The organism is Okeania sp., from assembly GCF_035285525.1.
GTDB lineage: Bacteria > Cyanobacteriota > Cyanobacteriia > Cyanobacteriales > Microcoleaceae > Trichodesmium.
On record NZ_JAYKGW010000193.1, the window covers coordinates 1 to 20971 of the forward strand.

Here is a 20971-nt window from a genome sequence, read left to right on the forward strand (position 1 = left end):
GCACAATAGTTATTTCATTTTCTGAAGCACTCCGCAAATTCGATAAAAGGTCATGTCTAATTTTTTCAGTAACTATTGCCCAATAGTTATTTCATTTTCTGAAGCACTCCAAAAATTCGATAAAAGGTCATGTCTAATTTTTTCAGTAACTACTGCACAATAGTTATTTCATTTTCTGAAGCACTCCGCAAATTCGATAAAAAAATTAATTGCTCTAACTTTGTTTAATGTTTAAATTATCCTTGAATTTTTTCCGCCATCCACTGCAAATAAGGAGCATAACCTGAGACAATTGGTAAAGCAATTATTTCTGGTATTTCGTCAGAATGTAAGTTTCTCAATTTTGATTCTAGGATGTTAAACTTATCTAAATCTGTTTTAATTAATAAATTAAAAGAATCTTCTGAACATAACTCCCCTTCCCAATCATAAATAGAGTGAACTGGAAAGATATTTACACAAGCTGCTAATTTTGCTTCTATGATAGATTTTGAAATTGCCTTAGCTTCATCTAGAGAAGCAATATTTACCAAAACAACACCATAATTAGTTGTACTCATAACTTTATTTCTGATTTTTATCTAAATTTTTAGTATATTTTTATTGAATTTAATCAAAGTCGAATTATCTGCTACTAGCAAAAATAAAAGACAATTTTGTTAATGCTAGTAAAATTGATTTACTCAATCTATTTACTTAGTTTGTTTAAAATACTTACAGCAGATTCCAAGTATTATAAAGTACAGATTCAATAATTAAATATTCTCAGTGTGATCCAGAAATCTCCCGTGAATGTACCTCACCAAAATGGATACTGTTGTAAGTCTTTGTGAGAGATAATTTAAATATTTTTAAGTATATACAAAAACTTATTGATTGTGATGTTAAAATTAATTAAGAGAATTAAACTTACTGTTTAAATATCTTTCTATTAAAATAATAGCTACAATATCATCTATTGGTTTAGATGGAATACGCATTCCTTTCGGAATTAAACGTACAAACCATTGAGGAGGATATAATTGCCAATAGCGATCGCGAGCTTCTAAACTAGAATAACGTTCATCTACTTTGATGATTGGTACTTTTTCTGAAATAATTTTTGTGAGATTTTGTTCCCAAATTTTCGATGTAGTTTGGTCGCCTATTACGATTAAGTTAATATCAAATTTTTGATTTAGTTCTATAATTGTTGTGGTAATTTTTGGAGATTCTACAACTTGGTGATAATAAATTTTTTTGTTTTTATCCATAATTGCAATTCCACATTTATCACGACCAGGGTCAAATCCTAAAATCATTTTTCTGTTAGGTTAGGGAGTAGGAAGTAGGGAGTAGTTAAGAATTAGGATTTAGGGGTGTTATACCATTTCTCAAAAAGTTTTCTAAATTTGATTGAGGAGGTGAGTAGGGGAGTAAGGGAGTGGGGGGAGAAGTAAACATCAGAAAAATTCACAAAAAATGATTTGGTTTGTGTTAATTATTTGATGACTGAAGTATTCCTCAAGTATAGCAATAATGGATGGAAATTGGTATTACGGAAGAGGTGTTCATTGATAATTGCACTTCAGTTTTTCTGTTATAATTACTGCAAAATTCTCACTTTTTCCCTTCCATTAACTTAAAAAGGTGTTCAGCAATTAATTGTTTGGTGATTTATTAGTACCTAAAATTATTGAAATTATGATTAATGTTAATGCTTTTATATTTAATCAGTCAGCCATAACTACTTATTAGTTTCTGCCTTACTTTTTAGTTGTTGGCGTTCTATTTCTAACTGTTTAATTTCTTGCTTTATAATTTCTCTTTGTTGTTTAATTTCTTGCAGTTGATTTTGAATTAATTTTAGTTCAGCTTTAGTTTTTGCTTTTGTAGTTTGAATTTGTTTTAATTCTTGTTTAGTTACTTCTAGTTGGGTTTCTGTTTCAGTTGTTTGGTTTAATGTTTTATCTAGAGACTGATTGACTCTATCTAACTCAGTTAAAGCTAATTTTAAATCAGATTTTGCTTTTTTTAGTTCATTGGTAATACGAGTGATTTCTCCTTCAGCCCTTGTAACTTCTTTGCGAGATTGATTCAATTTGGTTTGAATTTCATCTATTCTAAAAACTCCTTTTCTTAATGGCTTACTTGTGGCAAATAGAATAGTTAAAGTTAAAGCAGAAAGAATACTGCCAGTAATTATAGTAACTAAAACAGCAGTATCACGGGGTCGAAGACGAAATATTCGTAGTCTAGCTTTACCCACTCTTGTACCTAGGCGATCGCTAATAGTGGCTATTACACCGCCTAGAACTAGAATTGCTAATACTAATATTATACCCGCAGTCATTTCAGTTATCAGTTATCAGTTAGTCAGTAACTCGTAGCTGTAGCCAGATACTTGAAATACTGAATTAAAACTTTCTTTTGGTTGGGAGATGGCTATATTTATTCGCCATTCCTGGACCGCTTTTCACCACCCTTAAAGGGGAGTCTTGAAATCTTAATCTTATTTTTTGCTAATTAATGGCTGATAGTAATTAATAATTAAAATTAATAATGGATAATTAATTCCTAAGCTGTTAAGTATTTAAACCGCATTTTTGTTCTGTGCCTAGTGATGAATACAAGCCTTATTACTTCTGATTTGTTCAGACATATTTTCAATCTATTTTATTTATGCTTAAATGTTTAAAGTGTTTCAGTTTTAGACAGAGGTAATTATTCGTTATCCATTAATTAATTGGTATTGTTTTTTTGATTCTTGTTAGTTAGGGCTTGCTGATTACATCTCAAAATATACATCAAGGTAAGTATGTTTTTCTGTCCTGAAAAAATACCAGCTTTTGGGTGAAAGGGAGCTGAAAGAGTCAGTATTTTGTCTTGGTTAATACGAGGCACGAGGCAGAAAAATTATCAGAGTAATTTTTCCAAGCACTTTTTCTGTTGCTCCTCTAACTGCTCTTTATCTTCAGCTCAGAGACTTTTCATCAGCAAATCCTAGTTAGACCGTAATTTTAATTTATCATTAAAAATATTTTAAAATTTGTTATTATTCCTAATAAATTAAGTAAACTGCTGACTTAAAGCTACTGGGTTATGTACTGTAATTTTCTTTTTATTAATAGATATCATACTATCTTGCCGGAGGTCTCCCAGTAAACGAGTAACTGTCACCCTTGTTGAACCAATTGCTTCGGCAATTGCTTGATGAGATAACTTCAGGTCTATTGTAATTCCATCTCGACTAGGAACTCCAAAATCTCGACAAAGAATTAATAAAAAGCTAACTAATCTAGAACCCATATCTCGGTGTGCTAATGTCTCAATCATCATCTCTGTCTGTAAGATTCGAGATGATAATCCACGCAATAAAATAACTGACAGTTCTGGATCTTCTCTCAGAGCTTTCTCTACTTGGTCAATTGGTACTGATATTAATTCTACCACGGTAAATGCTACTGCATGGTAAAAACGGTCAGACTTATGGCCTGTAATTAGGGATAGTACCCCAAATACACTATTCTCCCGAAGCAGGGCTACTGTTATTTCGTCTCCTGCTTCATAAACCCTGGATAGTTTAACTGCACCTTTAATTAAAAGGTAGACACGCTCTGCAGGGTCTCCGGGGAAAAATATGGTCTTACCCCGTTCAAAAGTTTCTATTACTGGTGGGTATAAACCACCAGACATACTACGGAAAACTGTTGTTAGTGGTCTATCATGCGTCACGACCAATTTCCTTACACTCTCATCTATCTAAATAAAGTATTTTATCTAACTAAGTATTTTTCTTGATATCTTTATAAAAAATAGCTCATTAACTGAGCAAAAGGTGTACTATCAATTTGCAAGGTAGTGCTATACATATAACTTGAATTTGTTGTAAACACTTGAGATAGATTACCACAATGAAAACAAAAAATCTTATTTTAAATTTTGGCTTATGGGTGCTATTTTGCCGGATGGCAGATATCAAATTTTTTATTATAGCATTAATTCGTCATAATTAAATTAATTTTTTAAGTTTTTGTTTGACTAAGCTTGATTATACTACGATTTACATTATTATGTTAGATTTAACTGGAAAAAATGCTCTAGTGACGGGGATTGCAAATAATCGTTCTATTGCTTGGGGTATTGCTCAACAACTTCATAAAGCTGGGGCAAATTTGGGGGTGACTTTTCTACCGGATGATAAGGGTAGATTTGAAAAGAAGGTTTGGGAATTGGTGGAACCTTTGAATCCTTCTTTATATTTACCTTGTAATGTTCAGGATGATGAGCAGGTTCAGGCTACTTTTACTGAGATAGGAGAAAAGTGGGGCAAGTTGGATATTTTAATTCATTGTTTGGCTTTTGCTGGTAAGGATGAGTTGTCTGGAGATTTTAGTAATACTAGCCGTGAAGGTTTTACTCGTGCTTTGGATATTAGTTCTTATTCTTTGATTGATTTGAGTTCTAAGGCTAAGGAGTTGATGACTGAAGGTGGCAGTATTGTAACTCTGACTTATTTGGGTGGGGTGCGAGTTATTCCTAATTATAATGTGATGGGAATTGCTAAGTCTGCTCTAGAAATGAATGTCCGTTATTTGGCAGCAGAACTTGGCCAGAAAAATATTCGGATCAATGCTATTTCTGCTGGTCCAATTAAAACTTTGGCTTCTTCGGCAGTGGGTGGTATTAAAGATATGATTCATCATGTGGAAGAAATTGCACCATTACGTCGGACTGTTTCTCAAATTGAAGTTGGTAATACTGCTGCTTTTCTCTGTAGTGATCTAGCGAGTGGGATTACTGGTCAGGTAATTTATGTGGATGCTGGTTATGCAATTATGGGAATGTAGGTATTTCAGTTATCAGTTATCAGTTATCAGTTATCAGCAAAACTTGTAATAGACTGATTAATCTTTATTGCAATAGCAAGACTTTTGAGGAATGGTATAACTTTCTATTCCTCTTAACTCTGAACTACTCCCTACTCCCTACTCCCTATCTTCACAAAAAGACTTTTTGAGTAAACCCTACTTAAAAATTAAAATTAAAAATTTATATTCATAGCAGTCGAAACAAAAGGGGCGGACATTTCTAAATCCTAAAACCCTTTGATATTATTCAACTGTTCCCACCTTCTGTGTTCCCTATTCCCGATTCAAGTAGCGCTATATATTTTTATTATGCAAATAAGCGATCGCCCTTGTTCATCTATTCCGAATGTATCAGATGTACCTCCTAGAGTTGCTTCAGTCAAACGAACGACTGGAGAAACTGATGTAAATGTGAGTCTTAATCTTGATGGTGTGGGTAATTGTAAGGCTAATACTGGTATTCCTTTTTTAGACCACATGTTACATCAAATTTCTTCTCATGGACTGATTGATTTAGAGGTCCATGCTGTGGGGGATATTGAAATTGACGATCATCATACTAATGAGGATGTGGGAATTACTTTAGGCCAAGCTTTAAGACAGGCGTTGGGCAATCGTAAGGGTATTGTCCGTTTTGGCCATTTTGTGGCTCCTTTGGATGAGGCTTTGGTTCAGGTGGCCTTAGATTTTTCTGGTCGTCCATATTTGAGTTATGGTTTGGATGTTCCGACTGAACGAGTTGGTACTTATGATACTCAGTTAGTGCGGGAATTTTTTGTGGCTGTGGCTAATAATAGTTTGATGACTTTACATATTCGACAGTTGGCTGGAATTAATTCTCATCATATTATTGAGGCAGGGTTTAAGGCTTTTGCTCGTTCTCTACGAATGGCTTCGGAAATTGACCCCAGACGAGTTGGGGAAATTCCTAGTTCTAAGGGAGTTTTGTAATTGGTAAGCTATCAGCTATCAGCTATACTCCTGGGTCGGAACTGCACAATTAAGCTGTTTTTTTTCCTTTTAGATTTAAACCCTATTTAGGGTTTGGGTATGGAAATATAAAAGTCTTTACATACGAATGGTTATAGCATTTTTAAATCCGAAAAAAGTGCAACTTTTCTAGCTAAAATCACCAAAAAGTTAGGATTTTAGGGAGACCAAAAGCAGAAAAACTAAGGAACAATTATTCCTCCTAATCTCTCTGTCTTCCCACGCTCCCCACAAGAACCACACTTTGCTTTTTTAACAAACCCTATTTAAGCAAGGTACAGATTTTATACTAATATATATCTCCAAAAACAAAAAGTAAAATCAATTATCCCATACGAAATTATCAATTTTTCTTCTCTGTTAAGTGTTCCCTATTTTCTGGAGATGTCTAATTTTCATTTTACAAATTGAAGTGTGGAATGTTGGTTATAGCCTTTTTCCAGATCGAAAAAGTGCAACTTTTCCAACTAAAACTGCCAAAAAAATTAGGATTTTAGTGAGGCTAAGGTTAGAAAAATCAAGGAACAATTATTCTTTTTACTTTCTCTTTCTTTCCACACTTCCCACACTCTCCTTTTTTCAGAAAGCCCTAACTACTCGCTGCCTTAAAAACTGGTTTACTTTTCTGTCATTTTATCTAATCTTTCTCTAATAGATAACTTAAATCCTGAATTTAATGCGAATATAGCTCCCAATCCTGATAAGATAAAAACGACAATAGCGCTTTTAATATAACCCCCTGTTAATAACACAGAACCTGATAGAAAAGCTAAACCAGTTATACAAGTAAAAATCAAAGTTTTTAAAGCCAAATTAATCCGTTTTAATAATCTGTCATTTTCAATAGAACGTACCCTAAATTGAATTTCTCCATCTTCAATTTTGGTTTCTAATTGTCGGATTAAAACTTCACTTTTACTAGGTTTTCGTAATTTATATCTAATAAAATCTCTAGTCTGCTTTGCTAGTTCACCTACTATTCCAATTCTGTCTTGATCGGCAGTTATACTTTTTACAAAAGGTTGAGAACAAGTAATCAAACTATACTCAGGATCGAGTTGTCTAGCAATCCCATCTAAAGTAGTTAGAGATTTCAGAATAAAAGTCATTTGAGAAGGTAAACGAAATGGTTGTTGCTCAAATAACATATACATTTCATCCTTTATTTCATCAAAATTATAAAAGTCTAGAGGTTTGTCAGTAAAATTTTCTAGTAAAAAATTCATTAATCTTCTAACAGGCATCATATCCGGCATTGGTTCAATTAAACCAATATTAATTAAAGTATTTAGCACCTGGTCAACATCTTTTCTCAAAACCGCAAAAAAAGTTTTAATCATTTGGTCTTTTGTTAAAGATTTTACCTCTGCCATCATGCCAAAATCATAGAAAATAATTTCACCATCTAAACTAACTGCTAAATTTCCTGGATGGGGGTCTGCCTGAAAAAAACCATCTAATAATAATTGCTTTAAATAACAACAAACTCCTATTTGATTAATCTTTTTAGGATTAATATTATAAGTTTCTAATCGCATTAGGTCATTAATTTTTATTCCTGGTAAATATTCAAGAGTTATAACTTTTTCTGTAGTGTGAGTCCAATAAACATGAGGCACTATTATTTCTGGATAATCTTGAAAATTTTTCCGAAAGCGGTCAGCATTTTTTCCTTCATTTATATAGTCAATTTCTTGATAAAGAATTGTAAAAAAGTCATGGTAAATAGCATCTAAATCATATCTCTTAGACCAAGCAAAATACTTTTGACAAAAACGAATCACATTTTTCACTGCTTTTACGTCTAAATCAAATAAAACTTTTAACCCAGGACGTTGTACCTTAACTACTACTTCTTCACCTGTTTGTAAACTAGCTTTATGTACTTGCCCTAAACTTGCTGCAGCGATGGGACGTTCCTGAAAATCTCGATATAAATAATAAAGAGAGTTGCCTAGTTCCTTTTCAATAATAGCGATCGCTTGTGTTGTGGGAAAAGGAGGTACTTGGTCTTGTAATTTTCCTAGTTCTTCTATATATTCCTTTGGTAATAAATCGCCTCGTGTAGATAAAGATTGACCTATTTTAATAAAAGTTGGACCCAAGTTGAGCATAGTTTTGACTAACCATTCAGCACGTTGTTTTCTGATAGAGGAAGATTTATTTTGAAATAAATTATCCCACCATAAAAAGAAGAAAAATTTTCCGGCGGCACTAAAAACATCTATTTGTCTCGTTAGGGGAGAATATTGGGTGCGTTGCCAACGCAGGGAGTTAGGAGCATTTTGAGTTAGCATACTTAATAATGAATAATTGATAATTAATAATTGATAATTACAGCAATTTTGAGGATAGTGAGGTAGAGTTATATTTATCTGTAACAGAGCCTAGAAGCCTGTAACAAGCAGGGTGCTTAAACTGCAAAAATTAAGAACAGACTTCTAGTCTTTAACAAATAATTTTTTACCTAACTAACTCCGAAATTGCTCTAATAATGGATGATTAATAATTAATAATTGATAATTGATAATTGGTAATTAGAGTTTGCTAAATAGATTTTTTTTGCAAATATAATAGTCAGTAGAAATAGAATTCATAGAGGAGATATTCATAAAGTATTGTCTGTTATTTTCGGTATTCTAGTGAGATTTTTATGCTGACTTTTTGATTTTTCGGGAACCGTACATTTTTGACCGAAAAGATTGTACTTTTTCCAGACATAAAAATCCTTAAACCTTTCTCTATAAATTATTTTATATTTAATCAGCCATACCTAATTGATAATAAAAACTATTCCAATCATAAATAGGTCAGGTTGCCAAATTTGTGATCCGAATAAAATATAGATTATATCTCTAATTACAGCAGATTTCATATTAGTAAATACACATAATACAGCCTTCCAGGCTGTGTTACAAAGTCAGCACTCAGCTATCAGCTATCAGCTTTATTAGCTTTGAAACTCTTATCTATTGCCCATTGCCTAAACCTCTATACCAAAAAGTAGCAAGATTTTTGACACAAAACTATCCTGGAAAGTGCTGTATTAATTATCAATTATTAATTAATAATTATTCATTACTTCTTCTGCTTTCTTTCTGGTAGTATCACTATTTCTATGATAAAGTTCAGCCCTATTTACTGCCACATCATATCGTGAATAACTAGGTGAAACAGAAGTCATTAGTTCTGCAGCTTGTTCCCATGTCTTGGCGATCGCCATCCATTCTTCTTGAGACTCAGCAGTTTTACCATTAGCAACAGCTTTTTCTGCAAGTCGAACTGCTTCATTAAAAGCTTCTTTTGATTTAGCTTCTATATCTTCTAAATTTTGATTAACTTGATTTTCTGAAGCTGTAATTTTATCTATCCCAGAAAAGTTGAACCATCTATTTATTTGGATACCTAAAGTTAGCATTAGCATACTCATAAAAAAAATTCCTATTACGTCAAATTTATTTGGGTTTTGTGTTTTTCTAGAATAAATATTTTTAGATAGAGTTTTTTTAGTTGCTTTAGGTTTATTTCTCTGAAAATTATTTGCTATTTGTTGAAAAATATTGGGTTTAGTTAAAGTAATTTGTTGAGACCACAGTAATTGACTTTCTGGGTCTCTAGTAATATCTTCTAACCATAAAAGTTGTTGTTCTTGCACAATTCTGCTATTAATTTTTACTTTCTGGATATTACGAGGTGAAATTGTTTCCAGAATCTGTTTTACCTCTTCTACAAGATAAGATTTTTCTAATTGTTGAACTTGTGGTGCTTCACATAAAACTTGCAAAACACCATCAGAAAATATAGCTCTAATTCTTACGTCTAATGTAGCTAAATTTTCATTGAGAATTAAAATAATTGCTGCGACGCTACCGTGATGTGCTTGGATAAATATATCATTAGTTTGATTGTTCATTGATAGATAATTTATAATTTATAATGAATAATTGATAATTTAGCTAGACAGTGCAAAGTTCTAGGAATAACTATTGCTATTTAAGGCTTTCAGCTATCTCAAGGTTAGAAAGTTCCTATTAACACCTTTAGGTGCTATAAGCCTTTCCCAGTAACACTTTCAGCCTGGAAAACAATTCATTCTTGAGGATAACTTTGTACTCTCCAGTCATTAGGGTTTGCTGAATAAATCTCAAAGTATTGACAGATAAAAGTTATAGCGTTTTTTAACCCCGATTTTTCACCGAACCATAAAAGTACAACTTTTACAAATATAACTACCAAAAAGTTAGAATTTTAGATAAACCAAGAGTAGGAAAATAAAGGAAAAATTATTCTTCTTACTACCTCTTGCTTCCTACACTTCCCACACCTCCCACCCCTCCAACACTTTAGCCCTATTTTGTTACTCAATAAGTCTGATAGTCAAAGCAAAGAGCGCATACATTTCTGCATTCTGTTTGCGAAGCATTTCCCTATAGGAAAAACCCCTTGATATTCTAGTATTCCCTCCATACCTGTTCCCTATTCCCTAGCGCTACGCGCTATATGATAAAATTTGCGACAGTATTAGAGGGAAAACAGGAAATTAACTATGGCCAAATCCCTGACTGGCAAAATCTTTGTATTGGATGATAATATAGATACAGACCAAATTATACCTGCTGAGTATCTAACATTAGTTCCTTCCAAGCCTGATGAATATGAGAAACTTGGAAGTTATGCTCTGTGTGGGTTGCCAGATCGCTACGGTAAGTTTATTGCACCAGGAGAAATGAAAACCCAATATCCAATTATTGTGGCGGGAGAAAATTTTGGTTGTGGGTCTTCGAGGGAACACGCACCTATTGCTCTGGGTGCTTCTGGTGTCCAAGCGGTAGTTGCTCAATCTTATGCTCGCATATTTTTCCGTAATTGTTCGGCGACTGGGGAACTATATCCTTGGGAGTCTAGCGATCGCCTCTGTGAGTTATTTGAAACTGGTCAGGAGGTTACTATTGATTTTGCAGAAAATCAAATAATTAATCATACTCTTGGTCAGACTTATTATTTGAAGTCTTTGGGAGAAGTAAAACCTGTTATTGATGCTGGAGGTCTTTTTGCCTATGCTCGTCAAACAGGTATGATTGCTCAAAAATCTGGTTAAATTTTTTTTAGTTGGAGAGAAATTTCTCTCTCCTTTTTGATGTTTAATTTTTCCATGATTTTCAAATTTAGGTATGGAGGGAACAGGTATGGAGGAAAAAAGTATTTTGGCAGACCTTTTTGATGTTTAATTTTTCCATGATTTTCAAAGGAAATAATGTTAATTAACTAGGCTAAAATTGGTCTTCCTTTCAGGAAAAGTAAGGATAAAATAATTACTATAGCAAATATTTTTAAAATTTAGTTATTGTCAAAACTTAAACTAAGATTTCAGTATAATATTGCCCTAATGTTTTTTCAAAAGAAACCGAAATAAATTACTCCTTTTAGAATTAATTTAAGAGCTTCATCTTGAAAATATACTTTTAACTGTTCTACATCAGAAGTATTTTGAGCATTTTCATTCAAAGTTTTAATTACTACCTGTTCACCTTTGCTATTTTTAGCTAGATAAGTAATAGGAAAACCTCCCCGATCAATTTGTTTAATAATTTGTTAGCGATCGCTATACAATTTTTTTCCTGAACTAAAAAACATATTCTTAATAAGTAAATACTATAAAGTTTATCTCAATAGAAAATACAATTAATTCATATAGCACTTAACTGGGAACACAGAAGGTGGGAACAGGTGGAAAAGTCTTTCCGTGGTCTTTGACTCATCATCAGTCCATGTCCTAATCGCCTTGTCTGTTGCTATATCTGAAAAATAAATCTAATAAAAATATAAACCCTCAGTTACTTTCTAATTTAAAGAAAGTAAAAGAGAGCTAAAAAAGGCAACAATCAAATAAGTTGCTGCATTTAACATTAATCAATTTAACTTTGGATAAATTGTTGTAGACTACGAGTCATCTTGTCAACTATTCCCTCTTTCTTTTCCTGATTAAGTTCAGTATTTGCCTCAGCTTCTATACGCTCTACTATATCCTTTGGAAGATTAAGTAACTGCTTTAATTTTTGATAAGCAACTTCTTCCTCTTCATTAATATTTGGTTCATCAGGAGTACGAGCGCTACAAGCAATTACTTCATAACCTAATTTTAAAACCAACTCCTTTTCTTGCTGACTTTCTAACTTAGGAATTGATTCTTCCAATGGTATATTCTGCATTAAATAATCCCGTAATTCTTCTTGAAGTTGTTTTTGAGAATCTCCCGTAGCAAATAAACTACTAAAACTATTCAACATTAAATCAACTTCCTCTTGCGCTAGTTGTCCGTCAGACCATGCCATGTAAGCAACAATGCGCAATAAATTCATCTGACGTGGATTAATAGATGGTGGTGGAGGTGGTTGGACTGTCATAAATTTTTCCTCAATTATTTGTTATGGCGCTACTTGAATCGGGAACAGGGAACAGGGAACTATCAAAAGGTTTCAGGATTAGAAATTTCCACGCCTTTTGCTTCGACTGCTATATTCATAATTAGGGTTTGCGTATGGAAAGTCTGATGGTTAAGGAAGAGAGTAAGGACTAGGGAATATGTAGGGAAGTTGCATAGAACCTCCTTACAGAGTTAGGATTTAGGAAAGTTTTAGCCAAGGTCGTCCCAATACAATTTTCCCTTAGTTTTTCTTTCATATATTACTTCAAAATTCTCACTTTTTCTGCTCCATTAACCGAAAAGCTGGTACTTTTTAAGAAAAATGTTTATACAGCATAATCCTAAAAGGAAGAGGTAATTATCCATTATATCAAATCCGCTTAATTCTGTAGAAACAAATCTTCTATTTTCAACCCTTCCCACACGAACCACACGAACCACACTTCTCCAAATATACAATAAGTATTCAAAGGGATTCTATATTATCCATTATCCATTAATGAAGGTTCCCAAGAAAGTCAGTACCTAAAATTTTTCCAACCATGATTAATGTTAATGCTTTGATATTGAATCAGCAAGCCCTAATTAAAGTTTTAGCCTATCATCAACCTAATAGTTATGATTCAAATTATTGACAATTTTTAACTATTTCCTGTGATATAAAATCGGGTTAAATCTTGATTATTGCGACAATAGGAAGCAATCTCAGAGAGGCGGGAAGATTGCTTCCTTCCACATTAATATAATGTCTGGTTCAACAGTGATAAATAAAATAACTAGGTCGTAGTCAGGAGTTCCTACGGAATGCTCCGCAAAGAGGAGTTAGGAGGAAAGAAAGAATAAGGAGAAAGTTTTTTTGTCACGCTCTTATCCAGACATGATATAATTGATAACTGGAATTACCTAGATGATAAGATGAGGAGGAAAAATATTAGTTGCTAAAAGTTTCTCTTAAAATTAAGAAGTCTATCAAATAGAGATAGACTCTAATGAACTTCCCAACCACCCAAAGAAATTTTTCTTTTGTTTTGTCGTCGGATTTTTCACCGGAACAACTTGATAGCGACTAGGGCTAGGATAACCTAAAGTTAATTGACAAGTAATCAGCTCATCTTGATGGAAAACTGTTACTTCCAAAACATCCCCTGGTTGATAATCTTTGAGGTGATCGCTCAACTTATCTGCACTTACGCGAAAACCATCTATAGCCAATAACTCATCCCCTGCATCTAATCCTGCTAACTGTGCCGGACCTTGATATTGAACAAATTTAATTATTTCCTTGCCATGATCGCTAATAACATTCATACCTAATTCTGGCCATTCATTATATTCTTTTTTAATTTGTAGTCCAAAAGGTCTTAAATATTCATCAAAAGGTAACTCATCTAGACCATCAATATACCTGGCAAAAAAATCATTCAAATCTAACTTTGCCACTTCCTCAATTACACCTTTTAATTGTTCTGGAGTAAAACCTATTTCTGACTTACCAAACTCATGCCACATTTTGCGCATTACATCATCCAGTGACCGTTGATTTTGATGTTTTTCTCGAATCAATAAATCAAGCAATAAAGATATCATCGATCCTTTTAAATAATAAGAAATCTGACTATTATTACTATTAGAATCCCGACGATATAATTTAATCCAAGCATCCCAACTAGACTCACTAACTGGTTGTACCTTTCGCCCTATTATTGTTAACAGAAGTGTAATTTCTTTCCCTAATAATTTCAGAAAATTTTTCACATTATAGATACCAGCTCTAAAAGGAATTAATATATCATAATAACTGGTCGTACCCTCAGAAAACCAGAGAGAAGGAGTATAATTTTCCTGCTCATAATCAAAAACTTCTAATGCTTTAGGTCGAATTCTCTTAACATTCCATAAGTGGAAAAATTCATGGGCAACCAACTGCATAAAGCGATCGCATTTTTCCTTATTTCTAAAACCGAATCTTGGGTAATTTAAAACACAACTAAACTTATGTTCTAAACCACCAAAACCTTTACCAGAACAATGTAAAATAAATAAATATTCTTCATAAGGTAAACCACCAAAAATTTCTGCTTCTACAGCAATAATTTTGTGTATGTCTGGAATTAGCTTTTTTGCTTCTGCATTACCTTTTCCCCAGATAGCTAATTCATGTTTTTTTCCTTGTACTTGAAATTGAAATAATTGATGATTACCTATCTCAAAAGGACTATCTACCAAAGTATCAAAATCTTCTGCTTCAAAAGTATTTTCTGTATCTATAACTCTTGACAAAGATGTACTTACTTGCCAATCAAACTTAGGAGGAATAATTTTAATTCTAATTGAATTTTTTTCACATTCAGGAATATAAAAAAACAAAGCTGCCCCATTAAAATAACCATGAGTAGAATCTAAATGATTAGTTCTTACTGTTAATTCATTAGCAAATATTCTGTATTGAACTATTACTTCCGAGACCCCCAAAGTTTCTACTTGCCAATGATTTTTGCTCAATTTTTGCCAAGGTAAAGGTCGTTCATTTTCACTATAAGCACAAAAATCTTGCAAATGTTTAGAATACTCCCTAATTAAGTAAGAACCTGGAGTCCACACTGGCATTTTTAAATCCAGTTTTTGAGAAGTTGTGAATAATGAGGAAGATAGTTCTTTAACCCTAACAGACAAACTAACCTCAAACAGATGGGATTCTGGATGAGGCATTGATACTTTATATTGAATTGCTGGAGTTCTAGTAGTCGGACTTATAGGTAATACTTTAGCGTCAGTCATACTTGTGGATTTTTGATTTAATTTATTAAATTAAGTATATATTTTTTTCTCTTTTAAAAAGCATATCAATCTATGACCTTAATGTAAATTATTTAAGCAAAATAGCTACAATTGTATTAACTTAATCACTTGCCAAAATAATTAATCCAGTTTAGTGACTAGCTAAATGAATTAAACGTTTAATATTAAGTATTTCAATTAACTGATGTTCTGGAACTATACTAATCCAACCCTTAGCCTCCAATTTTTCCATAATTTTTATAGCTTCCTCCATTTTAATATCCGTAATATCTGCTAAGTCTTGGTTAGAAATATTAAATATTTCAGATGTTTTTTCCATAGTATGACCGTAGTTTTCAGCTAATTCTACTAATGTATTTGCAAGTTTTACCGCTGGAGGTTTATGACGTAGTTGTTGATGAATATTTGCTTGCCTGAGACGCTTCACCATCAATTGTAACATTCGGTGATGTAACTGAGGGTCTTTGAAGAGAGTTTGAATAAATCTTTGAGCCGAAATACTGATCAAACGAACTGGAGATAATGCCACAACATCATTTGACCGGGGTGATTCATCTAAAATGGCCATTTCACCAAAAAAATCTCCCCTTCCCATAATAGCCAGTGCAATCGAGTTGTCCCCTGATAATCTGTGTCTGACTTTGACCCAGCCAGATACCAAAAAGTAAACTGCATTACCCCAAGCATCTTCCATTAAGACAACTCTATTGGAGGGATACTCGTGTTTGACTGCAACGGATAAGAGCCATTCTAAAGTTTCTGGATTAGCTCCCTTAAATAAAGGAAAAAGCTCACTGAAAGCTTCTGTCTGCATGAGAATTAGAACTCTTTATTGTATTTTGTGATTGTTAAATTCATATAGCTATCATACTAGAGTTTTTTCTAATTCAACACAATTATATCTTTTAGGGTTTGTTTATGAAAGTCTTTTAGTAGGGGGAAGGAGTCAGAAGTCAGAATCCAGAATCGAGGATGAATGAGAATCATAGAAGGGGTAGGCAGAAGAATCTTCCCTTGATTTTCTACCTTCTGCCTTCCTTTTGCCTTCCTTTCAAAATAGCAAAAAAAAAACGGGCTAACCCGATTTTAGTTAACCCGCAAACTTGGGAATGCACAAATCAATTACTTCTGTACTACCAACTTAACATTAGCGTTTTGTAGACCACGTTGCTTAACAGCAGCTAAAGTCTTATTCACAGCATACTTCTGGTTAATAGAATTAATCAACTCAGTTTGGTTGTGCTTCTTAGCAACGCCCCACAGATCGGCAACTAGGTCAAAAGAACCATCGCTGTTGTGAGTCCAACCTAAATCATATTCGCCTTCTAAAACAGCAACGATATCAGAACGTACACTTTGGCCATTGTAGCCACGAACATCAGCGTCAGTTTTTACTGTAATTCCTAAATCACGCAGGGAAGCTTTTAAAATTTCAGCGTCAGTGATTTTAGTACGCAATGTGCTAAAGTGAGACATTTGGATTTCCTCCTAAATTTAAAATTAAAACAGAGATAACAACGGTTTTTATGGAACAATACCACAGTAGATGTGGTTTTTTTTTGGGAAACTGCTAGCAACTTTAATTTAGTTTACTAGCCTTTACTCCTGTTTGTGCCAGGAGAAAGCTTTTAAAACTCCAGTCTTTGATACTCGGCGACTGAAGATGCAGCAGGCCGCGCACGTTGTCTTGCCCAATCTCTCAGAGCAGTAACTTGCTCTGTCATAGTCTTTGACAACGGTAGTGTAGATTTTATGGCGGCAATAATATCTAGCTGCGTAAATTCTCTATTTTGAGCAAATGCTTCATACATAGCAGCAATTATGGCTTGCTCTATTTCTGCACCGGAAAAGCCATCGGATACTTTAGATAGTTGATCTATATCGAAGCGTTCAATATCTCGACGTCTTTTTGTTAAGTGAATTTGGAAAATATCTTGGCGTTCTTCTTTGTTTGGTAAATCTACAAAGAAAATTTCATCAAATCTACCTTTCCTTAAAAACTCTCCTGGTAGACGCTCTACCCGGTTGGCAGTTGCCATGACAAATACTGGAGAAGTTTTTTCCTGCATCCAAGTCAGGAATGAACCAAATATTCGACTAGAAGTACCTCCATCAGAGTCCCCTGAACCAGCACTGCCTGCAAAGGCTTTATCCAACTCATCTATAAAGAGAATTGCTGGTGAAATTGATTCGGCTGTTTTGAGAGCATTTCGTAAGTTAGCTTCAGACCGTCCTACCATTGAACCATCGTATACTCTTCCCATATCCAAGCGCAATAGAGGTAGACCCCAAAGACGAGATGTAGTCTTTGCGATTAGAGATTTGCCACATCCGGGTATTCCCAGAATTAACATTCCTTTTGGTTGAGGAAGTCCATATTCACGGGCACGCTCTGTGAAGGCATCAGAACGTTGTTTTAACCAACGTTTTAATTCTTCTAAACCACCTACAGCATCTATAGTTTCATCTTCTTCGATATACTCTAGGATGCCATTGCGCTTGATAAGTTGTTTTTTCTCAGATAGTACGATGTCAACTTCGTTTTCAGTTAGCCTTCCTGCTGTTACTTGGGCTTTACGATAGACTTTTTCGGCTTCATCTTTTGTTAAACCCAGAGTTGCTTTCAGGAGCTTTTCCCTTGTATCTTTGGAAATACGACGGTTTTTACTATACTCTAATTGCCGTGATAGAACTTGGTCCAGTTCCTTCATACTTGGCAGTGGAAAGTCAAGGACAACTACTTCCTTTTCTAATTCTATGGGGACATTCTGCACTGGAGACATTAATATTATTGTCTTGTTTGTGCCTTTAAAAAAGGTGATCGCATCCCTCAACCACCTTGTTACTGGTGGTGAATCAATGAATGGGTGTAAGTCTTTAAATACAAATATTGTTCCTACACTACCATTATTAGGATCTCGCTGCCTGATTGCCCACTCTATAGCTGCCTCTGGTGAGACTGTATTATGCTGAGTTGTGTTTTTGCTTTGGCCATACTCTACGATACCGTGAGTTACTGTCCAAACAAATACTTTGCGTATAGGTTTGACCTTAGCTAATCCATCAATTGCTTGCTCTGACCGCTCTTCCTCAGAGGTTACGAGGTAGATCAAAGGATATTGAGCTTGGATTAGAATATTTAGTTCTTCTTTCATAGTCCTCGATCTAGTAGAGACGGTACAAAGTTTACAATTGCTTGATTGAAGGAAGTTATCTTTAAAATTGCCCTAGCTAGGAGTTATCACTTGTTGGAGTTTGATGTCTCTTCATCTAAAGTCATCAGTATTAACTTAGGAATGAGGATAAAATTAAGAGCCACAGTTTTTGGCTAGGAGTACCACAATGGAATACTTCTGTACAAAAAATCTGGAAGTTAATAAATCTCCATTCTTTAGCAGGGAACTAATTCTTGTTCTCCCGGTTGAGTTTCAGATATTTCTGATTCCGGGATTTGCTTCAGAGGAATGTCCTGGTCTGCTTGTAAACTTGGCTGACTTTTGAGGGATAACAGTTCTCCTTCTCTTATTACAAGCGAACTTGAACAGTCTGGACAAGTGTATACCCGGTGGGTTTGTCCATGTATTGAACCTAATTCGTCGTCAACTATTTCTGAGTTTTCTAAATAAAATAGAATTGCTCTTTCTGCTATTGATGACATTGGTTCCGAGTCAACTGCAGCCCTTATTTTGAGCTGGCGATGCAGTTTTGGTTGTATGTATAATGTAACTTTTTGCTTGTCTTGCATATGACAGTCAACTTGTTTACCCGGGTATGTATATTACTTTAATGATTCTTCTTCAGAATGTCAAGCGGTTTAACCGCTTTGACTCTATTATTGTAATATATCTTTACATTTAGGTCAATCATAAAATTAAAATAAAAGCTGTAAGTATTGCCTAGAGAATACTTACAGCTTTTTTATTATGATTGTTTAAATAAAAATTGAAAACAAAAACTGAAAAATATTATATCTTTAACTAGGAAGGAAGGCAGAAGGCATAAGGCATAAGGCATAAGGCATAAGGCATAAGGCAGAAGGCATAAGGCATAAGGCATAAGGCAGAAGGAAAAGAAAGGTTGAGAAGGAAAAAGTTTTTTTAAAGGAGATGGGGTGATGGGGAGTAATTTTTTTCCAACATTTTGCCCAAAATCCCCTCCTTTTTGATTTTTCACCGATTTCTCACCGATTTCTCACGCCCACCGTACCGTACCGTGCATGAGTAGTTCAAACAAGGGTACTTTTTTACACCCTAAAAATTATAAAACCTTTATCTGTAAAGACTTTAATATTTAATCAGCCAGCTCTAATATAGTTCAGCTTTTTCATGCCTACCTACTTATTTACACTCAATGTCTGGCCATTCATCTGATTAGCGTAAAATTTACGCTAACAGTTTTCTATTTTGTCCAAAGTCCAATTAGGGCAAATCAGTTGAATAATGACCCGGTATGTCTTCTAACCACTGAATAAACTCAATTATATTATTATCAGGATCGCAGGTAAATATCCAACTACAATGCCCTGGCATCAGCAAAGGCCCCTTAATGATAGGTAGTTCTTTCTCTTTTAACATTGATACAACTTCTGCCATATTTTCTGTCCTAAAAGCAACTTGAGGGCAATAAGGCTGCTTCAATGGCTTCTTTTCAAAGTTTTTTTCCTTGACAAATTGTAAAAGTTCTAAATTACCACCATTTCCTTGTAATTCAAGGAAAGCATATGCTTCATGGTTGCTTTCATCCACTTTCTTAAGTAATAGTTTTAGCCCTAATTTTTCAGTATAAAACTTGATGGACTCATCTAAGTTAGAAACTTCAAAAGCAAAGTGATCTACCTTAAACATAGGTTTCCTCCTAATAATTTCTTATTTCCCTAATAATTTCTTATTTCCCTGATACCATAGTATATAGCCTAGCTGGTTAGAGAAAGTTATAAAAAGCTTTTAGGATTACAAACATAATTTATCTAAGTTTCTAATTAATTGAAAAATCATTCGTCCCAATCTTGGTAATAGTTTGATATTTCCAAATCTTTTTCCAAAAAGATCCCCCAATTACCCTCAAAGTCAAGAATTCTCCAAAAGTATTTCAAGAACAGACTAACAACCGGCCAATTCCTGGGATAATGATAATGTTTTTTAGAAAAAACAGGCTTCCAGCCAGAATGTATAAATAACAAATTCCAATCTTCAGGACTGAGTTCAAAAATGTGTGTTTCTTCAGCAGAAACTGGTTCTTTGACGTCGTTTCTGATTCGATGTAGTCCGACACGACTTTTTTCAAAGTAAGGAACAGTTACAAACAGGTAATTACCTTTCGACTTTTTTGCCAAGCGACGCAAAAACATCACGGGATCGTGTAAATGTTCTAGCATCTGAAAAGAAGTAAATAGATCGGTGCTTTGGCTTCCTAAATCTAAGTCTTCTGCACGACATAAAATTGCTTTTAATCCTCTACTTTTGATTTTTTCAATTGCTTTAGGATCTAAATTAACGCTAATGGTTTCTATTTTCTTAACCTTGTCTTTCAGTAATTCAGAAAAATAGAGACAATGAGTTCCCGATGAATCACCAATATCAACAAGGGTAAAAATTTCTTGGTCTTGAAATGATGCTTTTGACATTATCTCAAGGAGCATTTGACATTGAAAAGCTTGAACCGCTCTTTCTTTCTCTTCAATAACTCCTTTATAAGTATAGTGAGTTTCTTGTGCTGAAATATCAGGCACGGTTTTTTGTAACCTTTCAATCAAAGATCGAGTTTTTTCTTGTCTGATAATTTGTTTAATTGACCAACTAGCAATTGGATAGATAAATTTCAGTAAAAAAGCTTCAAGTTCAGACAGTTTACTATTGGGAATTACCCCTTTATACATTAGCCAATAAAAGTTATCTAGTTTCATAGAATC

General features: G+C 33.9%; 17 protein-coding genes. 3 read left to right on the plus strand and 14 right to left on the minus strand.

Annotation, left to right across the window (positions count from 1 at the left end; genetic code table 11):
• Nucleotides 1–236 precede the first annotated feature (236 nt).
• The 4 genes from cutA to ntcA form a co-directional block, all read right to left on the minus strand.
• A complete protein-coding gene (cutA, locus tag VKJ25_RS18655; RefSeq protein ID WP_324238142.1) occupies nt 237–560 on the minus strand; it encodes a divalent-cation tolerance protein CutA in 324 nt (107 codons plus the stop codon).
• Nucleotides 561–890: 330 nt separating this feature from the next.
• A complete protein-coding gene (locus VKJ25_RS18660; RefSeq protein ID WP_324238143.1) occupies nt 891–1301 on the minus strand; it encodes a pre-16S rRNA-processing nuclease YqgF in 411 nt (136 codons plus the stop codon).
• 425 nt (nt 1302–1726) lie between these two features.
• Nucleotides 1727–2332 carry a DUF3084 domain-containing protein gene (locus VKJ25_RS18665; protein ID WP_324238144.1) on the minus strand — a complete coding sequence of 202 codons (606 nt, stop codon included), beginning with the start codon at nt 2330–2332 and terminating at the stop codon, nt 1727–1729.
• A gap of 716 nt (nt 2333–3048) precedes the next feature.
• On the minus strand, nt 3049–3714 hold the full coding sequence (ntcA, locus tag VKJ25_RS18670; RefSeq protein WP_483143747.1) for a global nitrogen regulator NtcA: 666 nt from the start codon (nt 3712–3714) through the stop codon (nt 3049–3051).
• A 338-nt stretch (nt 3715–4052) separates the two neighbouring features.
• On the opposite strand from ntcA, the gene fabI reads away from it, so the two are divergent.
• Both fabI and hisB read left to right on the plus strand, forming a co-directional pair.
• The gene (gene fabI / locus VKJ25_RS18675) at nt 4053–4829 is read left to right on the plus strand and encodes an enoyl-ACP reductase FabI (protein WP_324238146.1); all 777 of its coding nucleotides are present in this window, start codon (nt 4053–4055) and stop codon (nt 4827–4829) included.
• Between the two features lie 330 nt (nt 4830–5159).
• Nucleotides 5160–5801: an imidazoleglycerol-phosphate dehydratase HisB gene (gene hisB, locus VKJ25_RS18680; protein WP_324238147.1), complete on the plus strand. Its 642-nt coding sequence runs from the start codon at nt 5160–5162 to the stop codon at nt 5799–5801.
• Nucleotides 5802–6457: 656 nt separating this feature from the next.
• Here hisB and VKJ25_RS18685 read toward each other — a convergent pair.
• Nucleotides 6458–8137, minus strand: coding sequence for an ABC1 kinase family protein (locus tag VKJ25_RS18685; RefSeq protein ID WP_324238148.1), 1680 nt, complete (start codon nt 8135–8137; stop codon nt 6458–6460).
• A gap of 767 nt (nt 8138–8904) precedes the next feature.
• The gene (locus tag VKJ25_RS18690) at nt 8905–9753 is read right to left on the minus strand and encodes a hypothetical protein (RefSeq protein WP_324238149.1); all 849 of its coding nucleotides are present in this window, start codon (nt 9751–9753) and stop codon (nt 8905–8907) included.
• A 633-nt stretch (nt 9754–10386) separates the two neighbouring features.
• Here VKJ25_RS18690 and VKJ25_RS18695 point away from each other — a divergent pair.
• Nucleotides 10387–10938 (plus strand): LeuD/DmdB family oxidoreductase small subunit, encoded by a 552-nt coding sequence (locus VKJ25_RS18695; RefSeq protein WP_324238150.1) that lies wholly within the window; start codon nt 10387–10389, stop codon nt 10936–10938.
• Between the two features lie 817 nt (nt 10939–11755).
• On the opposite strand, the gene VKJ25_RS18700 is transcribed toward VKJ25_RS18695, so the two are convergent.
• The 8 genes from VKJ25_RS18700 to VKJ25_RS18735 form a co-directional block, all read right to left on the minus strand.
• Nucleotides 11756–12244 carry a tellurite resistance TerB family protein gene (locus tag VKJ25_RS18700; protein ID WP_324238151.1) on the minus strand — a complete coding sequence of 163 codons (489 nt, stop codon included), beginning with the start codon at nt 12242–12244 and terminating at the stop codon, nt 11756–11758.
• A 989-nt stretch (nt 12245–13233) separates the two neighbouring features.
• On the minus strand, nt 13234–15042 hold the full coding sequence (locus tag VKJ25_RS18705) for a M61 family metallopeptidase (RefSeq protein WP_324238152.1): 1809 nt from the start codon (nt 15040–15042) through the stop codon (nt 13234–13236).
• 151 nt (nt 15043–15193) lie between these two features.
• Nucleotides 15194–15877, minus strand: coding sequence for a Crp/Fnr family transcriptional regulator (locus tag VKJ25_RS18710; RefSeq protein ID WP_324238153.1), 684 nt, complete (start codon nt 15875–15877; stop codon nt 15194–15196).
• A 308-nt stretch (nt 15878–16185) separates the two neighbouring features.
• The gene (locus VKJ25_RS18715; protein ID WP_324238154.1) at nt 16186–16539 is read right to left on the minus strand and encodes a DUF1257 domain-containing protein; all 354 of its coding nucleotides are present in this window, start codon (nt 16537–16539) and stop codon (nt 16186–16188) included.
• A 152-nt stretch (nt 16540–16691) separates the two neighbouring features.
• Nucleotides 16692–18218: a stress-responsive protein Ycf46 gene (gene ycf46, locus VKJ25_RS18720; protein WP_324238155.1), complete on the minus strand. Its 1527-nt coding sequence runs from the start codon at nt 18216–18218 to the stop codon at nt 16692–16694.
• 236 nt (nt 18219–18454) lie between these two features.
• Nucleotides 18455–18808: a slr0373 family blue light stress response protein gene (locus VKJ25_RS18725; RefSeq protein WP_324238156.1), complete on the minus strand. Its 354-nt coding sequence runs from the start codon at nt 18806–18808 to the stop codon at nt 18455–18457.
• Nucleotides 18809–19481: 673 nt separating this feature from the next.
• The gene (locus tag VKJ25_RS18730) at nt 19482–19907 is read right to left on the minus strand and encodes a VOC family protein (protein WP_324238157.1); all 426 of its coding nucleotides are present in this window, start codon (nt 19905–19907) and stop codon (nt 19482–19484) included.
• A gap of 146 nt (nt 19908–20053) precedes the next feature.
• Complete coding sequence (locus VKJ25_RS18735; RefSeq protein ID WP_324238158.1) at nt 20054–20965, minus strand: class I SAM-dependent methyltransferase; 912 nt, start codon at nt 20963–20965, stop codon at nt 20054–20056.
• Nucleotides 20966–20971: the final 6 nt, after the last annotated feature.

Excerpts from the sequence above, each read along its gene's own strand:
- cutA (WP_324238142.1), bottom strand. The coding sequence starts at position 560 with ATGAGTACAACTAATTATGGTGTTGTTTTGGTAAATATTGCTTCTCTA.
- VKJ25_RS18660 (WP_324238143.1), bottom strand. The coding sequence starts at position 1,301 with ATGATTTTAGGATTTGACCCTGGTCGTGATAAATGTGGAATTGCAATT.
- VKJ25_RS18665 (WP_324238144.1), bottom strand. The coding sequence starts at position 2,332 with ATGACTGCGGGTATAATATTAGTATTAGCAATTCTAGTTCTAGGCGGT.
- fabI (WP_324238146.1), top strand. The coding sequence starts at position 4,053 with ATGTTAGATTTAACTGGAAAAAATGCTCTAGTGACGGGGATTGCAAAT.
- hisB (WP_324238147.1), top strand. The coding sequence starts at position 5,160 with ATGCAAATAAGCGATCGCCCTTGTTCATCTATTCCGAATGTATCAGAT.
- VKJ25_RS18685 (WP_324238148.1), bottom strand. The coding sequence starts at position 8,137 with ATGCTAACTCAAAATGCTCCTAACTCCCTGCGTTGGCAACGCACCCAA.
- VKJ25_RS18690 (WP_324238149.1), bottom strand. The coding sequence starts at position 9,753 with ATGAACAATCAAACTAATGATATATTTATCCAAGCACATCACGGTAGC.
- VKJ25_RS18695 (WP_324238150.1), top strand. The coding sequence starts at position 10,387 with ATGGCCAAATCCCTGACTGGCAAAATCTTTGTATTGGATGATAATATA.
- VKJ25_RS18700 (WP_324238151.1), bottom strand. The coding sequence starts at position 12,244 with ATGACAGTCCAACCACCTCCACCACCATCTATTAATCCACGTCAGATG.
- VKJ25_RS18705 (WP_324238152.1), bottom strand. The coding sequence starts at position 15,042 with ATGACTGACGCTAAAGTATTACCTATAAGTCCGACTACTAGAACTCCA.
- VKJ25_RS18710 (WP_324238153.1), bottom strand. The coding sequence starts at position 15,877 with ATGCAGACAGAAGCTTTCAGTGAGCTTTTTCCTTTATTTAAGGGAGCT.
- VKJ25_RS18715 (WP_324238154.1), bottom strand. The coding sequence starts at position 16,539 with ATGTCTCACTTTAGCACATTGCGTACTAAAATCACTGACGCTGAAATT.
- ycf46 (WP_324238155.1), bottom strand. The coding sequence starts at position 18,218 with ATGAAAGAAGAACTAAATATTCTAATCCAAGCTCAATATCCTTTGATC.
- VKJ25_RS18725 (WP_324238156.1), bottom strand. The coding sequence starts at position 18,808 with ATGCAAGACAAGCAAAAAGTTACATTATACATACAACCAAAACTGCAT.
- VKJ25_RS18730 (WP_324238157.1), bottom strand. The coding sequence starts at position 19,907 with ATGTTTAAGGTAGATCACTTTGCTTTTGAAGTTTCTAACTTAGATGAG.
- VKJ25_RS18735 (WP_324238158.1), bottom strand. The coding sequence starts at position 20,965 with ATGAAACTAGATAACTTTTATTGGCTAATGTATAAAGGGGTAATTCCC.